Origin of the sequence: Pseudomonas sp. CROZ-RG-20F-R04-15 (genome assembly GCF_022662375.1) — a bacterium.
GTDB lineage: Bacteria > Pseudomonadota > Gammaproteobacteria > Pseudomonadales > Pseudomonadaceae > Aquipseudomonas.
Genome location: NZ_JAKNQL010000002.1, coordinates 296,717 through 317,253 on the forward strand (window position 1 = coordinate 296,717; position 20,537 = coordinate 317,253).

Below are 20,537 nucleotides of genomic sequence, written 5' to 3' on the forward strand. Positions count from 1 at the left end.
TGGTTAACTCACTGCTCAGCGCCAAGCATAGTTAAGGCACGCTCATTGTGCCTCGATCCGACAACGTCAATTGTTGCTGAAGGGCCTGCTCCAGTTCGAGCATCGCGCGGTTGCTCGCCTCACAATGGCGGGCGATCTCAGCGGTCGTCAGCGCCTCGGCGCAGGCCTGCTCGAGGGCATCGCAACATTCGATCACGCGCGTGGCCTGAGCAATGCGCGCGGCACCCTTGATCTTGTGTGCGACCACTGCCAGCGCGCCGCGATCATGTTCGGGCGACAGCGCGAGCAATTCCTGGCGGTCGAGACGGCTGCTTTTGAGTAATTCGGCCAGCAGTCGGCGCGACTGCGCCGGGTTGCCACCGGTGAGCATATTCATGTTTTGCAGATTGAATGCCGCAGGTGTTGACGCCGGCGTGATGCCATCGACCCACTGGCTGAGCAGGCTCAGGCTCAGGGGCTTGAACAGACAGTCGTTCATGCCGGCCTGTTTGCAACGCTGGATTTCCTCGGGTTGCGCATTGGCTGTAAAGCCCAGCACGGTGCACGGCGGGCAGCGTGTCTGCAGTTCATGCTGACGAATGGCGCGAGTCAGTTCATAACCATTCATCAAGGGCATGTTGCAGTCGACGATCACCAGATCGAAGTGGCCAGCCTTCCACAGTTCCAGACCACTGCAGCCGTTCTCGGCAATGCTGAAGTGATGGCCGAGAAACTCCAGTTGCTGGCACATCAACAGGCGATTGGCCGGATGGTCGTCTACCACCAGCACAAGCAGGGGCGAGCTTGATGTTTTGATTGTCGGTTCACTTTTGGCGGTATTCACCTGTATCGGCAGTGTTTCCAGCGCCAGCGAGAGGCAGACCTGGGTGCCGATGCCCGGCTGGCTGCTCAGTTGCAGTTGTCCGCCCATCATTTCGCACAGATTGCGACTGATCACCAGCCCCAGCCCGGCACCGCTTCTGCCTTGTTGAGTGCTGTTTTCGCTCTGGGCAAACGGTTCGAACAAGCGTTGTTGATCCTCCGCACTGATGCCGACACCGCTGTCCTGCACGGTCAGTTGTAGCAGGGCGCGCGCCGGCCCCTCGGTATTCATCAGATCGAGGGTAATGCGCACATGGCCTTGTTCGGTGAATTTGATCGCGTTGCTGACCAGATTCGACAGCACCTGTTTGAAACGCAAAGGGTCCAGATACACATCGACGGCCAGATCCGGCGGATTGAAGATGACTTGCAGGGAGAGATTCTTCTGTCGTGCGAGACCGTCGAAGATCCTCGCCACTGACGTCACGGTGTCGACCAGATTGACCCGTTCCGGGCAAAGACTCAGGCGTCCGGATTCGATCCGTGCGATATCGAGAATGTCACCGATCAAACCCAGCAGATCCTTGGCCGAATGATAGGCCGTGTCGATTGACGAGCGATCCGGATGCTGTTGATCCATACGTCTGAGTGTCAGCTCGAGCATGCCGATCACGGCATTCATCGGCGTGCGGATTTCATGACTCATGGTCGCCAGAAAGGTGCTTTTCGCCCGGTTGGCCTCATCCGCCCGCTCTTTGGCCGTGCGCAGTTCCTCGAACAGCTGCCGACGTTCGCTGATGTCGATCCAGCCGCCGATGATGCCTTTCACGTCGCCGCTGGAGTCGCGGTACGGCAGGATCCAGTGATAGATGGTCAGGCGCCGGTTGCCGATGTGCAAAGGCCGGTCGACGACCATCGGCGTGCCTTCGGCAACGACGCGCTGGTAATCGGCCTGAAAGGCCTGGGCTTCGAACGCGTTGCTCAGGGTGCCCTCGATGACGCTTTTGCCAATCACGTCTTCACGCTTGGCATTGAAGGCTTCGAGGTAGCTTTCGTTGCAACTTTGCAGCAGACCCTGGCGATCGCGAACATAAATCGGGTGCGGCGTGCCATCGACCAGTGAGCGCATGAATTCGAACTGGTCGTTCAGCGCACGTTCGGCGGCCTGGCGTTGTTTGATCTGGTGGCGCATGTAGGCATTCCAGGCCAGGAGCAACAGCAATACCAGGCAGGCGCCGATAATCACTTGATAAAACAGGCGCTGGTAGTTGTGCCAGATGTTTTGAGACGCCGTGGAGTAACCGCGCCAGCGGCCATTGATCACGCCCAGTTCATCGGGTGCGATGCTCAACAACGCCTTGTTGATGATCGAGGTCAGTTCCGTATTGTCCCGCGCGGTCGCCAGTGAAAAGGCCGCCTGACCGGTGCCGATGGTGGTGGTGATCTGCAATGGCTGGTTAAAGATCCGCGAGGAAATGAAGTAGTTGGCAATGACCAGCGAGTTCACAGCGCCATCGACGTGGCCTTCAGCGAGCAGCGAGACAGCGCTGAACGTGTCTGGTGTTTCAATCAGATGGATGCGCGGATAATCCCGGCGCAAGTACTCGACCATTGGGTTGCCTTGGGCAATCGCCAGTTGTTTGCCTTTGAGCTGGCCCAGATTGGTCGGGCCGTCGGCGCTCTTGCGGGTCAGCAGAACGTATGAGTTTTCCAGGTAAGGACGACTGAAGTTGAGCGTTTTTTCACGTTCCTCCGACGGTAGCAGTGCGGCGATCAGGTCGGCTTGATGACGGTCGATCTGCTGGATCATTTCCGCGTCGTTGCGGCTGCGGCGGATCTCGAAACGCAGGCCGGTGCGCAGGCGAATCAGCTCGAGCAAGTCGGCGCTGATGCCACGAAAATTGCCGTCGTTGTCAAAAAATGTCAGGGGCGCGAATGCTTCATTCACGACCACGCTGACCACCGGATGCTGTTTGAGCCAGGCTTCTTCGCGCTGGGTCAGCTGCAGTTTCTGATCGGTGAGCAGCAGATCGCTGCCGGCGCTCCAGCGTTTGGCGATGTTGTCACGCTCACTGGCCGGCACGGCCTTGATCACGCTGTCGATGATCGCCAGCAGTTGTGGGTTGTTGCGGCGTACGGCGAAGCTGAATCCCTGCGCTTCCTGTTTGCCGAAGTTGGCCATGCGCACGTTGTTCAGATAGCCCTTGTTGATCATGTAGTGAGTTGAAAGGGTGTCGCCGAGGAACACATCGGCCTGATCGAACGCTACGGCATTGATCGCATTCTGGTAGGAGGGGTAGCAGGTAATGAGCGCTTTGGGGTACAGCGCCTTGACTTCGGGCAGCGGCAAATAGTGATAGACCATGCTCAGCCGCAAGCCGGCCAGGCCTTCGGTGAGAGAGCGGGTTTCATCTTCGCGGGTAACCAGCACAGGCTGATCAATGGCATAGGGGGTCGATAACGCGAGGTTGGCATTGCTCGCTTCGAAGCCGTTCGCGGTACCGAGCAGATCGACCTGGCCGTCGACCAATGCGCGAATGGCAGCATCCCGCGAGGCAAAGCGCTGCACCCTGATCGGCAAACCGGTGGCCTGGCCGAGGAGCCCGGCGTAGTCGGCCGTGAGGCCTTCGTAGTCCTTGCCACTGACGGTCATGTCAAAAGGCGGATAGTCGGGCGCGGAGGTGCCCAGAACCAGTTCGCTACGTGCATGCAGCCATTGCCGTTGGGACTGTTCGAGCGTGACCTGCACCGGTTCGTTCGCCGACCGGCTGAGCAGGGCATAGTCCGGTGAAGTGCCGGGCATGGCGAATACGTTGGTGCTCAGGCACAGACCTGCACTCAACGCCATTAAATAGTCCTTTAAACGGCTGGGCATGCGGGCTCTCACACGAGTGCGTTTCGTTTGGCCATCTCGATAAGTTCTACAAGGGATTTGGCTTTGAGTTTTTGCATCAGGCGTTTTTTGTAGGTGCTGACAGTCTTGTTACTGAGAAACATGCCCTTGGCTATTTCCTTGTTAGTGCGACCTTGGGCAAACAGTTGCAATACCATCAATTCGCGGTCGTTGACGGATTTGAACAGTTCCAGTTCGGCAAAACGAACGTCGTCGCTGCGAACCGGATTCAATGCCTGACTGGGGAAATAGTTGTAACCGGAAAGTACCGCTTTGATCGCACTGACCAGTTCGCTCAAGTCTTCCTGTTTACAGACATAACCCGATGCACCGGATTGCATGCAACGAATGCCGAAGAGGGTCGGACACTGTGCCGTCAGAATCAGGATTTTCAGCGGAGAGCCCATGGCATTGAAGCGGGCCAGGACTTCCAGGCCGTCGAGCTTGGGGATGCTCACATCGAGAATCACCAGATCGGGCATGCATTCGCGCACCATTTGCATGGCATCGACCCCGTTATCGGTTTCACCGACGACCTTGTAACCTTCATGCTCCAGCAGCATTCGAACGGCGAGACGGATGACCGGGTGATCGTCGACAATAAAAACGGAGTTCATAATCAAATCCCATGCAAGCACGAATAAAGCGCGCACCTTAGCTCAGTTGAATGAGCGCTCGCATGAAGTGACATGGCTCTAGCCACGTTATCGGATTGTTCCTACAACTAATAAGGAAACGGACTACGGTCAAACTAGGTTTGACGTAAGGAAGTGCAGGATTTTAACAGGCTTATAGTTTGCCTTGAATGATTTGCAAGTGCTGGCTGTAAATGGTTTTTTATAGCTGTTTAAAGTTGCTGAATCATTGGCTGGCGGCAGTGCGTGCGGTGCCTGCGGGTGGCCAGTATCAATGGCCGCCCGCGTGCAATGGATCAGTGACTGGAGCGACCGGTCATTTCCAGCGCCATGTCACTGGCGTAGCTGTCGGTCATGCCGGCAATGAAGTCGATCATGCGCAGAAACGAGGTGTGTAACGAACCTTGCGGATCCGGTGCGTTACTGCCCAGCAGATCGAGAATGCGTCGGCTCTTGAACGACGGCGTGCGACCGTTGTGCTGTTCCAGCGCCGCGCCGCAGAACGAGTTGAGCAGGATCTCCAGCGTGGTATAGGCGCCGATCTCATGCAGGGTTTTGCGTTTGTCCTGAAAGATTTTCTTGCGGGCGATGTCCTTGGCATTCAACACGCAACGCTTGGCCGGACCGTGCATGTGTTCGACCAGATCGCCATGCAGCGTGCCCGCAAGCAATGCGTCCTGTTGCTCGACAAAGGCCCGCGCGGCGGCGTTGGTCAAATGCTCGATGGCCTTGCCGCGCAGAATCGCCAGTTTGCGTCGACGCGAATCCTGCGGGCCGAGCTGACGATAGGTTTCCGGCAGATCATCGCCCACCAGCCCGAGCAGCAGCGATTCGACTTCGGCATAGTCCAGCAGCTCCATTTCCAGGCCGTCTTCGAGATCGATCAGGGCGTAGCAAATGTCGTCGGCGGCTTCCATCAGGTAAACCAACGGGTGACGCGCCCAGCGTTGATCCTCGATTTGTGGCAGGCCCAGTTTGTGGGCGATCTGCTCGAGTAGCGGTAACTCGCTCTGATAACAGCCGAATTTGTGTTTCTTGTAGCCCAGGGAGTCGGCGTGGCGCGCGGTCCACGGGTATTTCAAGTAAGTGCCGAGAGTCGCGTAAGTCAGCCGTGTGCCGCCGTCGAACTGGTGGTACTCCAGCTGAGTCAGTACGCGAAAGCCTTGGGCATTGCCTTCGAAATTGAGGAAGTCAGCGCGTTCGGCTTCGCTCATGCCGTCGAGCCAGCCACGTCCGGCAGCCTGCTGAAACCAGTGGCGAATGGCATCTTCACCGGAGTGGCCGAACGGCGGATTGCCAATGTCGTGGGCCAGACACGCCGACTGCACGACCATACCGAGGTCGGCCGGATCGCACCATTCGGGCAGGGCACTGCGCAGGGTTTCGCCCACCCGCATGCCTAGCGAGCGGCCGACGCAACTGACTTCCAGCGAGTGGGTCAGGCGCGTGTGGATGTGGTCGTTGCTGGTGACCGGATGCACTTGGGTCTTGCGTCCGAGGCGGCGGAAGGCACCGGAGAAAATGATGCGGTCATGGTCTTTGTGGAAAGGGCTGCGGCCAAGTTCTTGCGGGCTGTGCAGCGGCTTGCCGAGACGTTCGCGGTTGAGCAGGGTTTGCCAATCCAAGGCTGATTCTCTCCATCAGATGACTGGGGGCGTTGGCCCCTAGCTTCCCGGTTCACGCCCGGCCCTGCAAGCGGAACTACAGTCCGGCGGCGTCAATGTCGATCAACAGCAAACGCTCACCGTTGTCGAAAAACTGCCCGGCCGTCAGGCAGTACTGGTTGCTGGTGGCATCGCGGTAGGTATTGGAAAGCGTCAAACGCCGCTCCTCCCAACCTTCGGCGAGCAAATGATAGAAGTACGGACGCCACGACCAGTTGTGCCCCAGATAACGATTGTCGGCGACCCAGGCGTGCTGGCGCCATTCGAGATTGGGCGTCAGTTGTGTGCCGTGGCGATCGCATTGATAAAAGCGCAGCAACCAGGGGAAGGCGTCCAGTTGTGGCAATGCGCTCAACGGTGCGTGCGCCTGAGCCCAGGCTTGCAGGATCGACATCAGTTCAGCGAGTTGCTGACGCATTTGCATCAGCCGACCGCGTTCCGCGAGTTTTTGCTGGACATAGCGCTGGCGCAGCTCGGCGAAGCGCTGGACGAACGCATCGGTGGCAAAGAACGCCTCCTGCGCTCGTGCGAAGAGGAATCCCTGCACGTAGCGCGAACCGCATTCCAGAGCGAAATTCAATTGTGCTTCGGTCTCGACGCCTTCGGCGATGATCCAGCAGCCGGTCTTTTCCGCCATCTGCGCCAGTGCCTTGACCACGTCACTGCTTGGCCCGCCCAATGCCGCAGCCTGGAACAGACGCATGTCGAGTTTGAGAATGTCCGGTTGCAGTGCCAGCACCCGATCCAGTTGCGAGTAGCCGGCGCCAAAGTCGTCGATGGCGATTCTTGCGCCCGCCTCGCGATAACGCGCGACCACTTCGGCCAGGCGTTGACCATTGCCGCCCAGCTCGGTGATTTCGAAAACAATACGTTGCGGATCGATGTTGTAGCGTGCCAATTGTTTGAGGCTGGGCAGGGCTTGATCGGCGCGCAGGCGACTGATCCAGCGCGGCGACATGTTCAGACTGAGAAACCAGTCTGCCGGGGCTTCGTGCAAGCGGCTCAAGGCGTTATCGCGGATTTGCCGGTCGAGACGGCGCAAGGCAATGGCGGGTGTACGCGAGTCGGCGAACAACGGCCCGACCGAAGTCAGTTGACCGTCGGCCTGACGCAGGCGACCCAATGCTTCGACGCCGGCAATACGTCCCGTGGCGGTATCGATGAAAGGCTGAAAGCAGGCGAGCGGTTGCCCGTCGATCACGGGGCCTCCTTGGTTCTTGTTTTGGTTGAACCCCGCCAGCCGGGTAGGCATACGGGATTGAACCTCCGGATAAAGAGGTTCATCCCGCCGCTATTGCAAGAATGTAGCCAGATAGATCTGCTTAGCGTTTTGCCGAACTCTGCATCACCAGTTTGATCAGCGGTCCGAGACTGGTGCCGAGGCGGATCAAGCGAGTCAATCCGCCAACGCCGCCGCTTTTCGCGCCTTTGCCGGTGATAAAGCCCAATAGCGTGACGGCAGCCACGCCCCACAAAGGCGCGTGTTTGATGCCGAAACCGCCTTGCAGATTCTGCGTCATGCCGCGAATGCGTTGCAGTGGTTGCAGGACTTGCCCGGTTTCATGGCGGATTTCCTGGCGATGCATTTCCATGCGCAGGCGGATCAACGCCTTGCGCATTTCCCGGCGCGAGCTGTTGTGTGGCAGTTCAGGCAGGCTCATGGCAGCAGGCGCTCCCGGTCGTTGGCCAGCTCTTCGAGCGTGCCGTGGAAAGGCGAGGATTCATCGAAGATCGCCGCTTTGAGGCGCAGTCCGCAGAAGATCGAGGCCAGGGTGTAGAAAACGCACAGGCCAATGATCGCCGCCAGGCGGTAAGTGTCCCAGAACACGATCATCACCAAGGTCGACAATCCCACCAGCAACAACAGGGCAAAAACCAGGGCCAGGCCGGCGAACAGCAACAGGCTGACGGTACGGGATTTCTGCTCCTGCAATTCGATGCCGAACAATTCGACATGGCTGTGCAGCAGACCAAGAACGGCGGCGCCCAAGCGTCGTGTGGAGGAGGCGGTGCCCGCAGTCGGGCCGGATTCACCGATCGACATAATTCAGCGCCGAGTGGCTAGCAGGCCAATCAGGAAGCCGACACCGGCGGCGATGCCGACCGACTGCCACGGATTGGCCGAGACGTAATCTTCAGTGGCGGTCACCGCTGCCTGACCACGTTCACGCAGGGTGTCTTCGGTCAGTTTCAGGGTTTCGCGGGCGCGCAGCAGGCTGTCGTGAATCTGCTCGCGCAGTTCATCAGCCTGATCGCCGGCCAGGGTGGCGGTGTGCTCGAGCAACCGTTCGGTGTCGGCGACCAAAGTCTGGAAGTCGTTCATGAGGATTTCTTGAGCGGTCTTTGCCTTGATGCTGGCCATGGGTGGATCTCCGTAAGTGACGTCTGAAGCGTTCGAGTATGAGCCTTGCGCGAAGGTTCAGTACAAATGACTGGTACAACTTTTGCTGTGTCGTGGTGCGTCGCTCGCCCGTTGTGCGCTGTTGCCGGGCGTGCGCCTCGAGAAACCTTATCCCAAACAAGCCCGGTTCGTGTCAGGACATCGACCTTGTGCGCCAAAGCAGTTCGCCGCATCTGCGGATCAGTGACTGCGCGGTCGCAACTTGGTGCATGAAATGTGCGCATGAACCGCTTTGGTGCCTTTTTCGCCTTTAGGTCTGCCTGCTCATGGAAAATCTGCTAAGCGCTGTGGACACGCTGGTTCACAGCTCCAATACCTTATTCATTCTGATCGGTGCGGTGATGGTGCTGGCGATGCACGCCGGCTTCGCCTTTCTGGAAGTCGGTACGGTCCGCCAGAAAAACCAGGTCAATGCGCTGTCGAAAATTCTCAGTGACTTCGCCGTCTCGACTTTGGCCTATTTCTTTATAGGCTATTGGATCTCCTATGGCGTGACGTTTATGCAGCCGGCGGCGGTGCTGAGTGCCGATCACGGTTATGGACTGGTGAAGTTTTTCTTCCTGCTGACCTTCGCAGCCGCGATCCCGGCGATCATTTCCGGTGGCATCGCCGAGCGCGCGCGTTTCGTGCCGCAGTTGTGCGCCACGGCATTGATCGTCGCGTTCATCTATCCGTTCTTCGAAGGCATGATCTGGAACGGCAACTACGGTCTGCAAGCGTGGCTGACGGCGCAGTTCGGTGCCGCTTTCCATGATTTCGCCGGGTCCGTCGTGGTGCATGCCATGGGCGGCTGGCTGGCGCTGGCGGCGGTGCTGTTGCTGGGGCCACGCAATGGTCGTTACCGCGACGGTCGCCTGGTCGCGTTCGCACCGTCGAGCATTCCCTTTCTGGCGCTGGGCTCGTGGATTCTGATTGTCGGCTGGTTCGGTTTCAACGTGATGAGCGCGCAGACGCTGCAAGGCGTCAGCGGTCTGGTGGCGGTCAATTCGTTGATGGCGATGGTCGGCGGCACCATGGCGGCACTGCTCGTCGGGCGCAATGACCCGGGCTTTCTGCACAATGGGCCACTGGCCGGGCTGGTGGCGATCTGTGCCGGCTCCGATCTGATGCATCCGGTCGGTGCGCTGGTGACCGGCGCGGTCGCTGGCGCGCTGTTTGTCTGGTGCTTTACCGCCGCGCAGGTGAATTGGCGCATCGACGATGTCTTGGGTGTCTGGCCATTGCACGGTTTGTGCGGTGTCTGGGGCGGGATTGCCTGCGGGATTTTCGGCCAGACCGCGCTCGGCGGGATCGGTGGCGTCAGCCTGATCAGTCAGTTGATCGGCACTGCACTCGGCGTTGCGGTGGCGCTGATCGGTGGCTTCGTCGTCTACGGCGTGATCAAGGCGCTGCACGGGCTGCGCCTGAGTCAGGAACAAGAGTATTACGGCGCCGATCTGTCGTTGCACAAGATCGGCGCGGTAAGTCAGGACTAGGTTTCGGCATCGTCGGTACCGGGATAAAAACCGTGGAGCAGGCGATAGCGGTCGATGCGCACCTGATCGACTTGTTCCTGTACCTGATGCGCCGGCAGGCCGAGCATGATCAAGGCGTGAGAGGCGAGCATCAGGCTCGACTCCAACAGTTCCGGCACCACTTCGGTGGCGCCGGCGGCTTTCAACTCGGCCCATTGGCTGTCGTCGCGGGTGCGCACCAGAATCGGCACGTGGGCGTTGAGCCGGCGCGCTTCCTTGAGGATGCGCAGGGCAATGTCGCTCTGATCCACGGCAACCACTAGCAGTCTGGCGCGCAGCAGGCCGACGGCGTTCAGCAGATCGCCGCGCGACGAGTCGCCGTAATGCACGTCGCTTTCTCCGCTGGCGGCTTCCTGTACCCGGACCGGGTCATTGTCCAGCGCGATATAAGGCTGTCTGGCATTGCGCATGAACCGCCCGATGGATTGGCCGACGCGGCCGTAGCCACAAATCACCACGTGCTGGTTGAGGTCGGCGTTGAGCGCGCTGATCTCTTCGATCTTTGCTTCTTGATTGGGTTTGCGATGCAGCACTGCCGCGATGCGTGGCGCTGCACGCAGCAACAGTGGCGTCAGCAGCATCGAGCAGAATGTTGCGGCGAGCAGCAGGTCACCCAGTGCCTCGGGCATCATGCTGTTCTGCTGCATCTGCGCCATCAGCGCGAAGCAGAACTCGCCGCCCTGAGCCAACGCCAGGCCACTGCGCCACGCCGTTTCGCTGTCACTGCCGCGCCACTTCACCAGCAGTGCCACGACGATGCCCTTGATCACCATCAATCCGACGGTGAGCCCGACGATCAGCAGGCTGTGACTGACGAACAGTTGCAGGTCGATGAGCATGCCTATGCTGACGAAAAACACTCCGAGCAGGATGTCGCGAAAGGGGCGGATGTCGGCCTCGATCTGGTGTCGATAGTGGCTTTCACCGAGCAACATGCCGGCCAGAAACGCACCGAGGGCAGGGGACAGGCCGAGCAGGTGAGTCAGCCACGCCGTCAATAGCACGATCACCAGCGCCAGCAGGACAAACAATTCTGCCGAGCGTGAGGCGGCCACTTCGTGGAACAGCCTCGGCAGCAACCAGCGACTGGCCAGCAGCAGACCGACAAACAGCACCACGGTCTTCGCCAGCGTCAGTGGCAGCGCCCAATACCACGCTTGCTCGCTGCTACCGGCGAACACTGGCACCAACGTCAGCAGCAATACCGCAACCACGTCCTGAAACAGCAGAACGCCAACGGCATTCTGGCCATGGCTGCTGAACACTTCGCCGAGGCTGCCCAGTTCTTTGGTCACAATGGCTGTTGATGACAGCGAAAGCCCGGCGCCGAGCAACAGTGCAGGCGTCATCGGCATGCCCAGCAGCATCAGCAGCAGACCTAGCAATGCCGTACTGATCAGTACTTGCTGACTGCCGAGCCGGAACACCACCTGGCGCAGGGCAATCATCTTCGACAGGGAGAATTCCAGACCCAGAGAAAACAACAGAAACACCACGCCCAGTTCCGCCACGTCAGGCAGGTGTTCGCTCTCGTTGACCCAGTCGAAGGCACTCGGCCCGACCAGCAGTCCCACGCACAGATAACCCAGAACCGGCGGCAGACGCAGCCGACGAAACAGGGCAATCACCACGAGGGACGAGGCGAGGATGATCAACAGATTGGCAAACACTGGACACTCCGATGTCAGATTCAGGCTTTTCAAGCGTAGAGGCAAAAAGACCGGGAGGATCGCGTAATTGGTTTTTCTGCGGACTGATTTGCGTCAGGGTTTTGCCTGTGGACCCTGTCTTCGGCGCTGGAGCCTTTGGGCGGCGGTGGCTCGACGGGTTTTGCGGTGCGGCCTAGAATAGGCCCACTCATTTTTTGGTTGAGCGCTCATGCTTCCTGAATGTCAGCTGTTCGGCACCCTCGGGTGTCATCTGTGTGAAGTCGCTGAGGCCGAGTTGATGCCTTTCGTTGAGCACGGCCTGCTGGTTGAACTGGTCGATATTGCTGACGACGAAAGGTGGTTTGAGGCTTACAGTCTAAAGATTCCGGTGTTGCGTCGCGTCGACACAGGGGCCGAATTAGGCTGGCCGTTCAGCTCCGATGAAGTAGTAGCGTTTCTAGGTTAATTAGTATTTTCCCGTTCATCCCGCCGGTCGCCGCTGCCATCCATTCCTTGGCATTTTGCGGTTTGCTCGGTTACTGTATGTTCATACAGTAAATGCGTCAGAGGGATGAACCGTGGTCAATGTCGAACAGTTGAAGAACAGCGTGAACCGGATGTCGGTTGACGTGGTGCGCGAGGCCGTTCTCGAATTGCGCCTGGACGGGCTGGTCACGGAAGGCAAGACGCCGTTCAACAAACTGCATTTCAACACCTGCTTTGCCGAGATCGAGGCCTTGTTTCAGCGTGCCGGTTATCACAAACAGTTGGATGTGGTCGGTTATCAGGGTTTGCTCTACGCCTTGTACGACCCGGGCCGCTGGGAGGCGGTCGATGTGTTGCGCTGGCTCAAGGAGTTCACCGACGCCGCGGCGCTGAAAACGATTCCGGCCTGAGCATTCTGCGCTAGGTTCGTTTCCCTCAGTGCTGGATAATGCCGCCCTGTATTGAGGGTTCGATTTCCGTATGTCCATATCTACATTCTCTGCTGCGCAGAATCAGGCGAGCACACTTTACCTGCCGCCCGGTACGTGGCTGACTGTACTCGATTGCCTGTGCGAGCATTTCCGCGCCATTAGCCGTGAGCAATGGCTGGATCGAATCGCCCGGGGGCGAGTGCTGGATGGTAATGGTCAGTCGATCCCGGTGGATTTGCCTTACAAGGAAGGCCTGCGAATTCATTATTTTCGCGAAGTGCCGGACGAGAAGCCGATCCCGGTGATCGAGTCGATCCTGTATGCCGACGAGCATCTGGTGGTGGCTGACAAACCACATTTTCTGCCCGTCACGCCTGCCGGCGAATACGTTGAGCAAACCTTGTTGCGCAGGCTGATTCGCCGCCTGGACAATCCCCACCTGGTGCCCTTGCACCGCATTGACCGGCATACAGCGGGACTGGTGATTTTCTCGGCCAACCCGCAAACCCGTTCGGCTTATCAGTCGCTGTTTCCGACGCGGCAGATCGACAAGCGCTATGAGGCCATCGCCCCGGCTCTACCTGATCTGAACTTCCCGCTGGTGCACAAGAGCCGTCTGGTGGATGGCGAACCGTTTTTCCGCATGCAGGAAGGCGAAGGTGCGAGCAATACCGAAACGGCGGTGCAGGTCCGGGAGAAAAACGGCGATCTGTGGCGCTATGGATTGTTTCCGGTGACCGGCAAGAAACATCAATTGCGCGTCCATATGACGGCGTTGGGAGCGAGCATCTGCAACGATCCGTTTTATCCGCATGTGTTGAAAGACATTGAAGACGACTATGCCAATCCGCTGAAGTTGCTGGCGCAAGGTCTGCGGTTTATCGACCCGGTGACCGGTGAAGTGCGCGAATTCGAGAGCCGGATTACCCTGCAATGGTGACGTAAAGTCACTTTTCGAGCGCCCATGAAAAAGCCCGCAATCAATGCGGGCTTTTCTGTATCCGGTGCCGACCCAGAGCTTACAGCTCTTTAACGGTACGAACCTGATCCTTGTTGATGCGGGTTTCTTTGCCGTCCAGCTGTTTGAACTCGTAGAAGCCCGAATCATCATCGTATTTCGGGGTGTCGACGGCCTGGATTTCGCGACCGTCATTCAAGGTGATCACTGTTGGCGAGGAGCAACCGGCGAGGGTGGCAAGGCCCAGTGCGAGCATGAAAGTGGCGAGGGTCCGTTGAGTCATGGTGTGTCTCCGAATGGGAATTCTTTTGGTTACTGAGCTTGAGACGTATACAAGGCGTGAGAGTTCCTTGAATGGTGTCAGTCTGACACAGTGTTGTGCGAATTTAACAGTTCGGGGGTATTGAGGTTGGCCAGGCGCGGGTCGTTGTCCGGGCATTGCAGGGCAGTGGCACCGAGACTGCGCATGACGCGGCCGGGGCTGCGCTCACCGGCGTTCCAGGCATCTTCGAAGGCCGATAGAAGGGCCACCGGAATCACGCACAGCAACGGTTCCCAATGTTCGTCATGGCGCAACATTAAAGGTTTTTCAGGATTCAGATTGGCAGTCTCACGCATGCTTTGCAGCAGTGCTGCGTCAATGCGCGGCACATCACAGGGCAAGACCAGCAGGTGCGTGTGGCGCGCCGCTTTCAGGCCGGCGCGAATGCCGGCCAATGGCCCTGGGAAATCGCTCTGGTCATCGACCACCAGTTGATCGGCGAAGGGTGCGTAACGCTCGCGATTGCGGTTGCAGGAAATGATCAGGTCGTCAGTCATTGCACGAACCTTGCGTTGCAAATGTGCAATCAACGGCTCACCCAGCCACTTGACCAATCCTTTGTCCTGACCGCCCATGCGTTGGCCGCGTCCGCCTGCCAGGAGCAGAATGGAGCAGGGTGGCAATTGCGTATTCAGGGGCATGGCAGCTCTCCAGAGAGGCGGCGAAAAAATGAGGCGCTGTGATATAACACCGGGCTGTTTCTCCTACAACTGGACGAGCCTATGAAAGCCAAGGCTGATGTACCTTTCGTGCCGCTCAATATTGCGGTGCTGACAGTCAGTGATACCCGAACTTTGGAAACCGACACCTCAGGTCAGGTCTTTGTCGACCGTTTGACGGCGGCTGGCCACCATCTGGCAGAGCGGGTCTTGCTCAAAGATGACCTCTACAAAATTCGTGCGCAAGTCGCCAACTGGATTGCCGACGATGTCGTGCAGGTGGTGCTGATCACCGGCGGTACCGGATTCACTGGCCGCGACAGCACACCCGAAGCGGTCACCTGCCTGCTCGACAAACAGGTCGACGGGTTTGGTGAGTTGTTCCGGCAGATCTCGGTGGCCGATATCGGCACTTCGACGGTGCAGTCCCGTGCTTTGGCCGGCCTGGCCAACGGCACGCTGGTTTGCTGCCTGCCGGGCTCGACCAATGCGGTGCGTACCGGCTGGGATGGCATTCTCGGTGAGCAGTTGGACGTTCGCCACCGCCCGTGCAATTTCGTCACCCATTTGAAGCAGGCGGCGCCTTGTGAATCCCGTGGGTAAGCCGGGCAAGACGGGGGCACTGATGCCGGTCGAGGTGGCGCTGGCGCGTCTGCTCGAAATGGCTGAAGCCTCGGCAATTGTCGAGCATGAGTATTTGCCGCTGGCCCAGGTTCAGGGCCGGGTGCTGAGCGAGGACCTGATTTCGACGCTGGATCTGCCACCCTGGCCTAACAGCGCCATGGACGGTTATGCATTGAATCTGGCTGACTGGAATGGCCAACCGATGCCGGTCAGTCAGAAAGTATTTGCCGGTCAATCCCCCGAACCGCTGGAGCCCGGCACTTGTGCGCGGATTTTTACCGGGGCTCCGGTGCCGGCAGGTGCTGACTGTGTAGAAATGCAGGAAAACGCTGAGGTTCAAGCCGACGCATTGGTGTGCTTCCTGGAACCGATGAAGGCCGGGCAGAACATCCGCCCGCAGGGCCAGGAAACCACCGTCGGGGAGCTGATTCTGCCTGCTGGCACTCGATTGGGTCCGATCGAGCAGGGATTGGCTGCATCGTTGGGCTGCGCCGGACTGAAGGTGGTGCGCAAAGTGCGAGTCGCGGTGATTTCCACCGGCGATGAGTTGGTCGAACCAGGCCAGGCACTGGGGCCGGGTCAGATATACAACAGCAATCGGGTGTTGCTGTGCAGTTGGTTGCAACGTCTGGGCTGCGAGGTGGTCGACGCCGGTATTCTTCCGGATGATCTGGCCGCTACGCGTGCCCGTCTGGGTGAATTGCAGGATGTTGATCTGATTCTTTCCACCGGTGGCGTCTCGGTGGGTGAGGCGGATTTTCTGGGGATCGCCTTGCGCGAAGAAGGTGAACTGGCCCTCTGGAAGCTGGCGATCAAGCCCGGCAAGCCGTTGACGTTTGGGCATTTCCGCGACGTGCCGGTCATTGGTTTGCCCGGGAATCCGGCGTCAACATTGGTGACCTTTGCGCTGCTCACTCGGCCTTACCTGTTACGCCGTCAGGGTGTGCGGGACGTCGAGCCGCTGAAGTTCACTGTGCCGGCCGGTTTTGTCTGGCCGGTGGCAGGCAATCGACGCGAATATCTGCGTGGTCGTCTGGAACAAGGACGGGCGACTGTTTATCGCAATCAGAGCTCAGGCGTACTGCGTAGCGCCGCGTGGGCAGATGGGTTGGTCGAAGTACTCGAAGGTCGCACGTTGAACGAAGGAGACGAAGTTGCCTTCATTCCGCTGAGTGATCTGCTGGACTGATCGCGGTCCCGCAAATGCAGGCGTCGGCTGACTCAGGCGGCGCCTGCGATGACTCATTCGTCAGTTGCTGATCTCAGTTGCTGATCAATGTCACAAGCTGGTCGAATCGGCTGTTGGCCACCCAACCCAGCAATCCCAGAATTACTGCCGTTGCGCCTGCCGAGTAGGCAAGCCGGTGTTTGATCGTTCTGACATCACCGCGGATTTCGTCCATGTCCCGTCGTAGATATTTGAGATGGGTTTCCAGCTCGGTTACTCGAGGTTCCATATCAACTTCTCCGGTAGCTCTGGCGCTGCTTTTGAATTCGGACTTTTGATTCGAGCGACTTTCGACGAGAGGGCCGACCGGGCTCACTGGCATTCTTGCTTCATGACTTGGCATGGAAGCATCCACCGGTTGTTTCGAATGTTCGCTTGCGACCTGTTCCAGCTCTTGAACTGACAAGAGCATTGGGGGTGTATCCGCTCATTACATGCACGTCCTTGTGTATTGGATTGAAGATTGATATCGCCAGCACACGGTGACCCAATGCTCGGACCGGGTCAATTAAGCCGTTTCCGCATGTTTTGTAAGAAAAAATACCGCTGTGTAGGACGGCCGCGCCAGAAGGCTGAATTAATTGTGATTTCCACGGCTTTTTTGTCTGCGGCAGCGGTCAAGATGTCTCAACTGATTCGATTTGTGGAGTGACGTAATGACTGAACGCCGAGCGCTATTGATTCTGCATGGCAAGCAGGCTCTCAACGAGGCGGTTAGAACTGCCGTCGAGGACAAGCGTAAACAGGGCTGGGAACTGGCCGTACGCCTGACCTGGGAGGCAGGGGATGCTCAGCGTTGGGTCGAACAGGCATTGGCGGACGGCTACACAAAGATCATTGCCGGTGGTGGAGATGGCACGTTGCGCGATATTGCCGAAGCGCTCGCGGCGCATCCGGGCAAAGCCAGCCTGGTGCTTTTACCCTTGGGCACCGCCAACGACTTTTCCCGCGCGGCCGGTGTGCCACTGGAGCCCTCCGAGGCACTCGAACTGCTTGATGTACCGCCGCGCGACATCGATTTGGGCGAGGTGGGCGGGCAGATTTTCCTCAACATGGCCACCGGTGGTTTCGGCAGCCAGGTTACGGCCAATACCTCTGAGGACCTGAAAAAGGTGCTCGGTGGTGCTGCCTATCTGTTCACCGGTTTGTCACGGTTCAGCGAGCTGCATGCCGCTTACGGTGAACTTCAGGGCCCGGACTTTCACTGGCGTGGCGAGTTGCTGGCGCTGGGCATCGGCAATGGTCGTCAGGCCGGTGGCGGGCACGTATTGTGTCCAGAGGCGCTGGCCGATGATGGTTTGCTTGATATCAGTATCCTGCCGGCACCACAGGAGCTGGTGGGCACATTGAAGACGCTGCTCAGCGATGGTTTCGGGATCGACAACATGTTTGTGCGAACCCGTTTGCCTTGGGTCGAAATCAAGGTCGCCGAGGGGCTCTGCATCAATCTTGATGGCGAACCGCTGGAGGGCGACAACATGCGGTTTGAAGCGCGTCCGGCAGCGTTGCGCGTGCATTTGCCGGAGCATTCTCCATTGTTGGGCGGCGCCGGATTGGTCAGTCGTCCAGGCTGATGATCTGTTCGCGCACGGCGAACAGCACCAGGCCGGCCACGTCGTAGATTTGCAGGCGCTTCATGATCTGTGAGCGATGGGTCTCGACAGTCTTGATGCTTAGCCCAAGGCCGTTGGCTATTTCCCTAGTGGATTTTCCGCGCACGATCAAGCGCAGGATCTCCAGTTGTCGGGCGGTCAGATTGTGCGAGTCGGCGATTTCCGGCTGCTGCTTCTGATTGCGCGTCAGAGCCTGATTGATCACGGTATGGGCGATGGCCGGGCTCAAATAGCGCTCGTTGTTGCGCAAGGCTTCCAGCGCATGTTCGAGTTCGGTGGCCGTCGTGTCCTTGAGCAGGTAGCCATGGGCGCCGGATTCCAGGGCCTGCATGATCAGCGCCGGATCGGTATGCATCGAGAGGATCAGCACCTTGCTCTGCGGACGCACTCGCTTGAGTCGTTGCAGGGCTTCCAGGCCACTGGTTTCTTTCATCGAGATATCCAGCAAGACGATGTCCGGACTCAATTGCTCGACCATTTCGAGCAGTTGCGAACCGTCATTGGCCTCGCCAATCACCGCGTAACCGGGAATATCCAGTACCAGAGCGCGCACGCCGGCCCTGATCAGCGAGTGGTCATCCACCAGAAGTAAGTTGCAAGTCAACGCATAACCTTATTCGTACTGGCCCGCTCGAGTGCGCGAGGCGCCCAGGGGAAGAGTGCTTCGATTTGAGTGCCTTTGCCCGGTTCGCTGATGACGTTCAGGGTGCCACCCAGTTGCTCGATTCGTTCGGCCATCCCGGCCATGCCTCGTTGTCCTTCACGACCCGGATTGGCGGCCGGGGCGAATCCCAGGCCGTCATCGCTGATCAGCAACGTCAGGCCTTCAGGCAGACGTTGCACGCGTATCACCAGGTTTTTCGCCTGTGCGTGACGCAGGATATTGGTAACAGCCTCCTGGGTGATGCGAAAGGCGGCCACCGCCATTTCTTCCGGGATACCGTTAAGGCGCTGCTGGCAATCAAGGCTCCAGTGCACGCTGCTGTTGGTCAGTGTCTTGAGCAGATGCGCACGCAGGCTGGCTTCAAGTCCCAGGCTGGTCAATTGACGTGGATTGAGAATGGCCGAGACGTCGCGCACTTTGTTAAGGGTTTCTTCCAGGGTGTCGCACAACACCGTGCATTGTTCCTGCAAGTCAGCCGGCATGCGTCGCTTGAGCCACTCGCTCTGCAGTTTGGCGGCCGTCAGCAACTGGCCGATATCGTCGTGCAGTTCGCGGCTGAGGCGATGGCGTTCGTTTTCCTGGACTTCCAGCAGACGGTCAGCGAGCTCCTGCGGCTGAAACTTGATCGATTTGCGCGACAGCCGATATTGCACCCAGACACACGCGGTAGCCGCAATGTCGAGCAACAGCAGTCCAAGGCAAAGTGGAGTTGAAAGACCGTAGGTCAGCAGGCTGCCAAGCGTTGCCGCGACACACAGTATGAGTGTGAACCGGCGTGCATTTTCCCGGGAGGGTGGCCATGTAGTGATTGACTTGAGGCTGGCGTACATAACGGATGGAGCCAATGGATGTTCGCTGCGGGCAGACCGGCCGGAGGCTGACGGGTCTCTGTCTGAAAATGCTGTCGATTATGTTATTGATTTCAACGCGGTTCAGTGAACGTATTGATCGCCTGCTTAAGCAGATAGCGCTATTTGAAGTCACTGTGCCATTAATTTGAAAGCAACTAGTGCGCGGCATAATACCACTTAAGATACCGTTGGTCGCGTTTGCTATATATGTCCATTGAGTCAGGAAACAGGCGATATTGGACTCAAGTTCCATAATGGAAAAAAGCCGGATTTATTGTGTGCGAGAGATGTCGGTGTTGCCTGAAAGTGTGCTTGTTTACACACAGGCAAACCCTGAGGCCGGCAGAAAATATTCGAGTCTGTCAAAGCTGATTATTTAATTTTGCTTGTCGCTGGCAGGTATGAACTATCCAATTACGACATCAACGTTTGAGTTCAAAATACCTGCGCGGGGTACAAGGGGCAGTTCAGGCTTGTCCCGAGTAGGGCAGTTGAGGCAAACGTTTGCCCGACAGCGGTGGCTGCAGCTGGCTCTGACCGACCTGGAAGGCGAATGCTTCAATCAGCGAAGTCTGTTCGCTTTCATCGAGGCTCAGTAGCCCGGTCTTCTGATCGACCAGTTCAAGCTGCCAGGCCATCAGCGTGAAGCAATCCTGCAATGCTTGCAGGGCTTGTTCGTGAAGGTCGACGTGATCCTGGTTCAGATTGAGCAGGCTGTAAATGTGCAGGGAAAACTCGGAAATCGCCTCCAGCGCAAGGGCTTCAGCGCGGCGTGCGAGCTTGAGGAGGGTATTGAGCATGCACTCGATGGCGTCCTTGTCATTGCTGATCAGTTGCAGATGGCTGAGGCATTCTTCGGACTTGGCCAGGAGTTGTTCGGCCTCGACCAGGAATTCGGGGAAGCGTTGTACCCACTCTTTGCGGTCCATTGGCATGCTTATCTCCACCACGTCATGTCTGATGAGGGAATGCCGTGTGTGGCGACGATCATGAATCGTCGGGAGATCGCGCCCAGACGTGCAGGTGCACAGGCTGAGGGGTTCCAGAGGGGTTGTTTCCACTGAACTGCGATCGCACACAATAGCCTGACTCCGTTCATGCAATGAGAATGGCGTCACATTAATGGCTATTGGATATTGCGAAT

At 58.3% G+C, this 20,537-nt stretch carries 21 protein-coding genes; 7 read left to right on the forward strand and 14 right to left on the reverse strand.

Annotated elements, in window-relative coordinates:
• Positions 1-31: 31 nt before the first annotated feature.
• From L8H52_RS05740 to L8H52_RS05770, 7 genes are all read right to left on the reverse strand, one after another.
• A complete protein-coding gene (locus tag L8H52_RS05740) occupies positions 32-3,676 on the reverse strand; it encodes a transporter substrate-binding domain-containing protein (protein ID WP_242205645.1) in 3,645 nt (1,214 codons plus the stop codon).
• Positions 3,677-3,684: 8 nt separating this feature from the next.
• Entirely contained in the window at positions 3,685-4,311 is a 627-nt protein-coding gene (locus tag L8H52_RS05745; protein WP_034155223.1) for a response regulator transcription factor, read from the reverse strand.
• Positions 4,312-4,625: 314 nt separating this feature from the next.
• Positions 4,626-5,954, reverse strand: a complete 1,329-nt coding sequence (locus L8H52_RS05750) for a deoxyguanosinetriphosphate triphosphohydrolase (protein ID WP_127929223.1) — start codon at positions 5,952-5,954, stop codon at positions 4,626-4,628.
• A gap of 76 nt (positions 5,955-6,030) precedes the next feature.
• Positions 6,031-7,194, reverse strand: a complete 1,164-nt coding sequence (locus L8H52_RS05755) for an EAL domain-containing protein (RefSeq protein ID WP_242205643.1) — start codon at positions 7,192-7,194, stop codon at positions 6,031-6,033.
• Between the two features lie 121 nt (positions 7,195-7,315).
• The gene (locus tag L8H52_RS05760; protein WP_242205641.1) at positions 7,316-7,654 is read right to left on the reverse strand and encodes a hypothetical protein; all 339 of its coding nucleotides are present in this window, start codon (positions 7,652-7,654) and stop codon (positions 7,316-7,318) included.
• Positions 7,651-8,037, reverse strand: coding sequence for a phage holin family protein (locus L8H52_RS05765; protein WP_016985474.1), 387 nt, complete (start codon positions 8,035-8,037; stop codon positions 7,651-7,653). Before L8H52_RS05765 ends, L8H52_RS05760 begins: the two co-directional genes overlap by 4 nt.
• Positions 8,038-8,040: 3 nt before the next feature.
• Positions 8,041-8,355 carry a YqjD family protein gene (locus L8H52_RS05770; protein WP_122591936.1) on the reverse strand — a complete coding sequence of 105 codons (315 nt, stop codon included), beginning with the start codon at positions 8,353-8,355 and terminating at the stop codon, positions 8,041-8,043.
• Positions 8,356-8,660: 305 nt separating this feature from the next.
• On the opposite strand from L8H52_RS05770, the gene L8H52_RS05775 reads away from it, so the two are divergent.
• Positions 8,661-9,869 carry an ammonium transporter gene (locus L8H52_RS05775; RefSeq protein WP_242205640.1) on the forward strand — a complete coding sequence of 403 codons (1,209 nt, stop codon included), beginning with the start codon at positions 8,661-8,663 and terminating at the stop codon, positions 9,867-9,869.
• Here L8H52_RS05775 and L8H52_RS05780 read toward each other — a convergent pair.
• Positions 9,866-11,578, reverse strand: coding sequence for a monovalent cation:proton antiporter-2 (CPA2) family protein (locus tag L8H52_RS05780; RefSeq protein ID WP_242205638.1), 1,713 nt, complete (start codon positions 11,576-11,578; stop codon positions 9,866-9,868). The genes L8H52_RS05775 and L8H52_RS05780 overlap by 4 nt on opposite strands.
• 208 nt (positions 11,579-11,786) lie before the next feature.
• Here L8H52_RS05780 and L8H52_RS05785 point away from each other — a divergent pair, with 208 nt between their 5' ends.
• The 3 genes from L8H52_RS05785 (at position 11,787) to L8H52_RS05795 (ending at position 13,414) form a co-directional block, all read left to right on the forward strand.
• Complete coding sequence (locus L8H52_RS05785; protein WP_242205636.1) at positions 11,787-12,023, forward strand: glutaredoxin family protein; 237 nt, start codon at positions 11,787-11,789, stop codon at positions 12,021-12,023.
• Positions 12,024-12,135: 112 nt separating this feature from the next.
• Positions 12,136-12,453: a transcriptional regulator gene (locus L8H52_RS05790; protein ID WP_093435111.1), complete on the forward strand. Its 318-nt coding sequence runs from the start codon at positions 12,136-12,138 to the stop codon at positions 12,451-12,453.
• A 70-nt stretch (positions 12,454-12,523) separates the two neighbouring features.
• On the forward strand, positions 12,524-13,414 hold the full coding sequence (locus L8H52_RS05795; RefSeq protein WP_242205634.1) for a pseudouridine synthase: 891 nt from the start codon (positions 12,524-12,526) through the stop codon (positions 13,412-13,414).
• A 79-nt stretch (positions 13,415-13,493) separates the two neighbouring features.
• On the opposite strand, the gene L8H52_RS05800 is transcribed toward L8H52_RS05795, so the two are convergent.
• Positions 13,494-13,715 (reverse strand): YgdI/YgdR family lipoprotein, encoded by a 222-nt coding sequence (locus L8H52_RS05800; RefSeq protein ID WP_007908660.1) that lies wholly within the window; start codon positions 13,713-13,715, stop codon positions 13,494-13,496.
• A gap of 77 nt (positions 13,716-13,792) precedes the next feature.
• On the reverse strand, positions 13,793-14,395 hold the full coding sequence (gene mobA, locus L8H52_RS05805; RefSeq protein ID WP_242205631.1) for a molybdenum cofactor guanylyltransferase MobA: 603 nt from the start codon (positions 14,393-14,395) through the stop codon (positions 13,793-13,795).
• Between the two features lie 81 nt (positions 14,396-14,476).
• Between mobA and moaB the strand changes: the two genes are divergently transcribed.
• Both moaB and glp read left to right on the forward strand, forming a co-directional pair.
• Positions 14,477-15,016 carry a molybdenum cofactor biosynthesis protein B gene (gene moaB, locus L8H52_RS05810; protein ID WP_242205629.1) on the forward strand — a complete coding sequence of 180 codons (540 nt, stop codon included), beginning with the start codon at positions 14,477-14,479 and terminating at the stop codon, positions 15,014-15,016.
• A complete protein-coding gene (gene glp, locus L8H52_RS05815) occupies positions 15,000-16,226 on the forward strand; it encodes a gephyrin-like molybdotransferase Glp (RefSeq protein ID WP_242205627.1) in 1,227 nt (408 codons plus the stop codon). Before moaB ends, glp begins: the two co-directional genes overlap by 17 nt.
• A 73-nt stretch (positions 16,227-16,299) precedes the next feature.
• On the opposite strand, the gene L8H52_RS05820 is transcribed toward glp, so the two are convergent.
• Positions 16,300-16,608 (reverse strand): hypothetical protein, encoded by a 309-nt coding sequence (locus L8H52_RS05820; RefSeq protein ID WP_242206001.1) that lies wholly within the window; start codon positions 16,606-16,608, stop codon positions 16,300-16,302.
• Positions 16,609-16,921: 313 nt separating this feature from the next.
• On the opposite strand from L8H52_RS05820, the gene yegS reads away from it, so the two are divergent.
• On the forward strand, positions 16,922-17,839 hold the full coding sequence (yegS, locus tag L8H52_RS05825; RefSeq protein ID WP_242205625.1) for a lipid kinase YegS: 918 nt from the start codon (positions 16,922-16,924) through the stop codon (positions 17,837-17,839).
• Here the strand turns inward: yegS and L8H52_RS05830 are convergent.
• The 3 genes from L8H52_RS05830 to L8H52_RS05840 all read right to left on the reverse strand — a co-directional run bounded on the left by L8H52_RS05830 (position 17,823) and on the right by L8H52_RS05840 (position 20,328).
• Positions 17,823-18,482, reverse strand: coding sequence for a response regulator transcription factor (locus L8H52_RS05830; protein WP_116030550.1), 660 nt, complete (start codon positions 18,480-18,482; stop codon positions 17,823-17,825). The genes yegS and L8H52_RS05830 overlap by 17 nt on opposite strands.
• Positions 18,479-19,372, reverse strand: coding sequence for a sensor histidine kinase (locus L8H52_RS05835; protein WP_242205999.1), 894 nt, complete (start codon positions 19,370-19,372; stop codon positions 18,479-18,481). Before L8H52_RS05835 ends, L8H52_RS05830 begins: the two co-directional genes overlap by 4 nt.
• A 488-nt stretch (positions 19,373-19,860) precedes the next feature.
• On the reverse strand, positions 19,861-20,328 hold the full coding sequence (locus L8H52_RS05840; protein ID WP_242205623.1) for a hypothetical protein: 468 nt from the start codon (positions 20,326-20,328) through the stop codon (positions 19,861-19,863).
• Positions 20,329-20,537: the final 209 nt, after the last annotated feature.

Excerpts from the sequence above, each read along its gene's own strand:
- L8H52_RS05740 (WP_242205645.1), bottom strand. The coding sequence starts at position 3,676 with ATGCCCAGCCGTTTAAAGGACTATTTAATGGCGTTGAGTGCAGGTCTG.
- L8H52_RS05745 (WP_034155223.1), bottom strand. The coding sequence starts at position 4,311 with ATGAACTCCGTTTTTATTGTCGACGATCACCCGGTCATCCGTCTCGCC.
- L8H52_RS05760 (WP_242205641.1), bottom strand. The coding sequence starts at position 7,654 with ATGAGCCTGCCTGAACTGCCACACAACAGCTCGCGCCGGGAAATGCGC.
- L8H52_RS05765 (WP_016985474.1), bottom strand. The coding sequence starts at position 8,037 with ATGTCGATCGGTGAATCCGGCCCGACTGCGGGCACCGCCTCCTCCACA.
- L8H52_RS05770 (WP_122591936.1), bottom strand. The coding sequence starts at position 8,355 with ATGGCCAGCATCAAGGCAAAGACCGCTCAAGAAATCCTCATGAACGAC.
- L8H52_RS05775 (WP_242205640.1), top strand. The coding sequence starts at position 8,661 with ATGGAAAATCTGCTAAGCGCTGTGGACACGCTGGTTCACAGCTCCAAT.
- L8H52_RS05785 (WP_242205636.1), top strand. The coding sequence starts at position 11,787 with ATGCTTCCTGAATGTCAGCTGTTCGGCACCCTCGGGTGTCATCTGTGT.
- L8H52_RS05795 (WP_242205634.1), top strand. The coding sequence starts at position 12,524 with ATGTCCATATCTACATTCTCTGCTGCGCAGAATCAGGCGAGCACACTT.
- L8H52_RS05800 (WP_007908660.1), bottom strand. The coding sequence starts at position 13,715 with ATGACTCAACGGACCCTCGCCACTTTCATGCTCGCACTGGGCCTTGCC.
- mobA (WP_242205631.1), bottom strand. The coding sequence starts at position 14,395 with ATGCCCCTGAATACGCAATTGCCACCCTGCTCCATTCTGCTCCTGGCA.
- moaB (WP_242205629.1), top strand. The coding sequence starts at position 14,477 with ATGAAAGCCAAGGCTGATGTACCTTTCGTGCCGCTCAATATTGCGGTG.
- L8H52_RS05820 (WP_242206001.1), bottom strand. The coding sequence starts at position 16,608 with ATGCCAAGTCATGAAGCAAGAATGCCAGTGAGCCCGGTCGGCCCTCTC.
- yegS (WP_242205625.1), top strand. The coding sequence starts at position 16,922 with ATGACTGAACGCCGAGCGCTATTGATTCTGCATGGCAAGCAGGCTCTC.
- L8H52_RS05835 (WP_242205999.1), bottom strand. The coding sequence starts at position 19,372 with ATGTACGCCAGCCTCAAGTCAATCACTACATGGCCACCCTCCCGGGAA.
- L8H52_RS05840 (WP_242205623.1), bottom strand. The coding sequence starts at position 20,328 with ATGCCAATGGACCGCAAAGAGTGGGTACAACGCTTCCCCGAATTCCTG.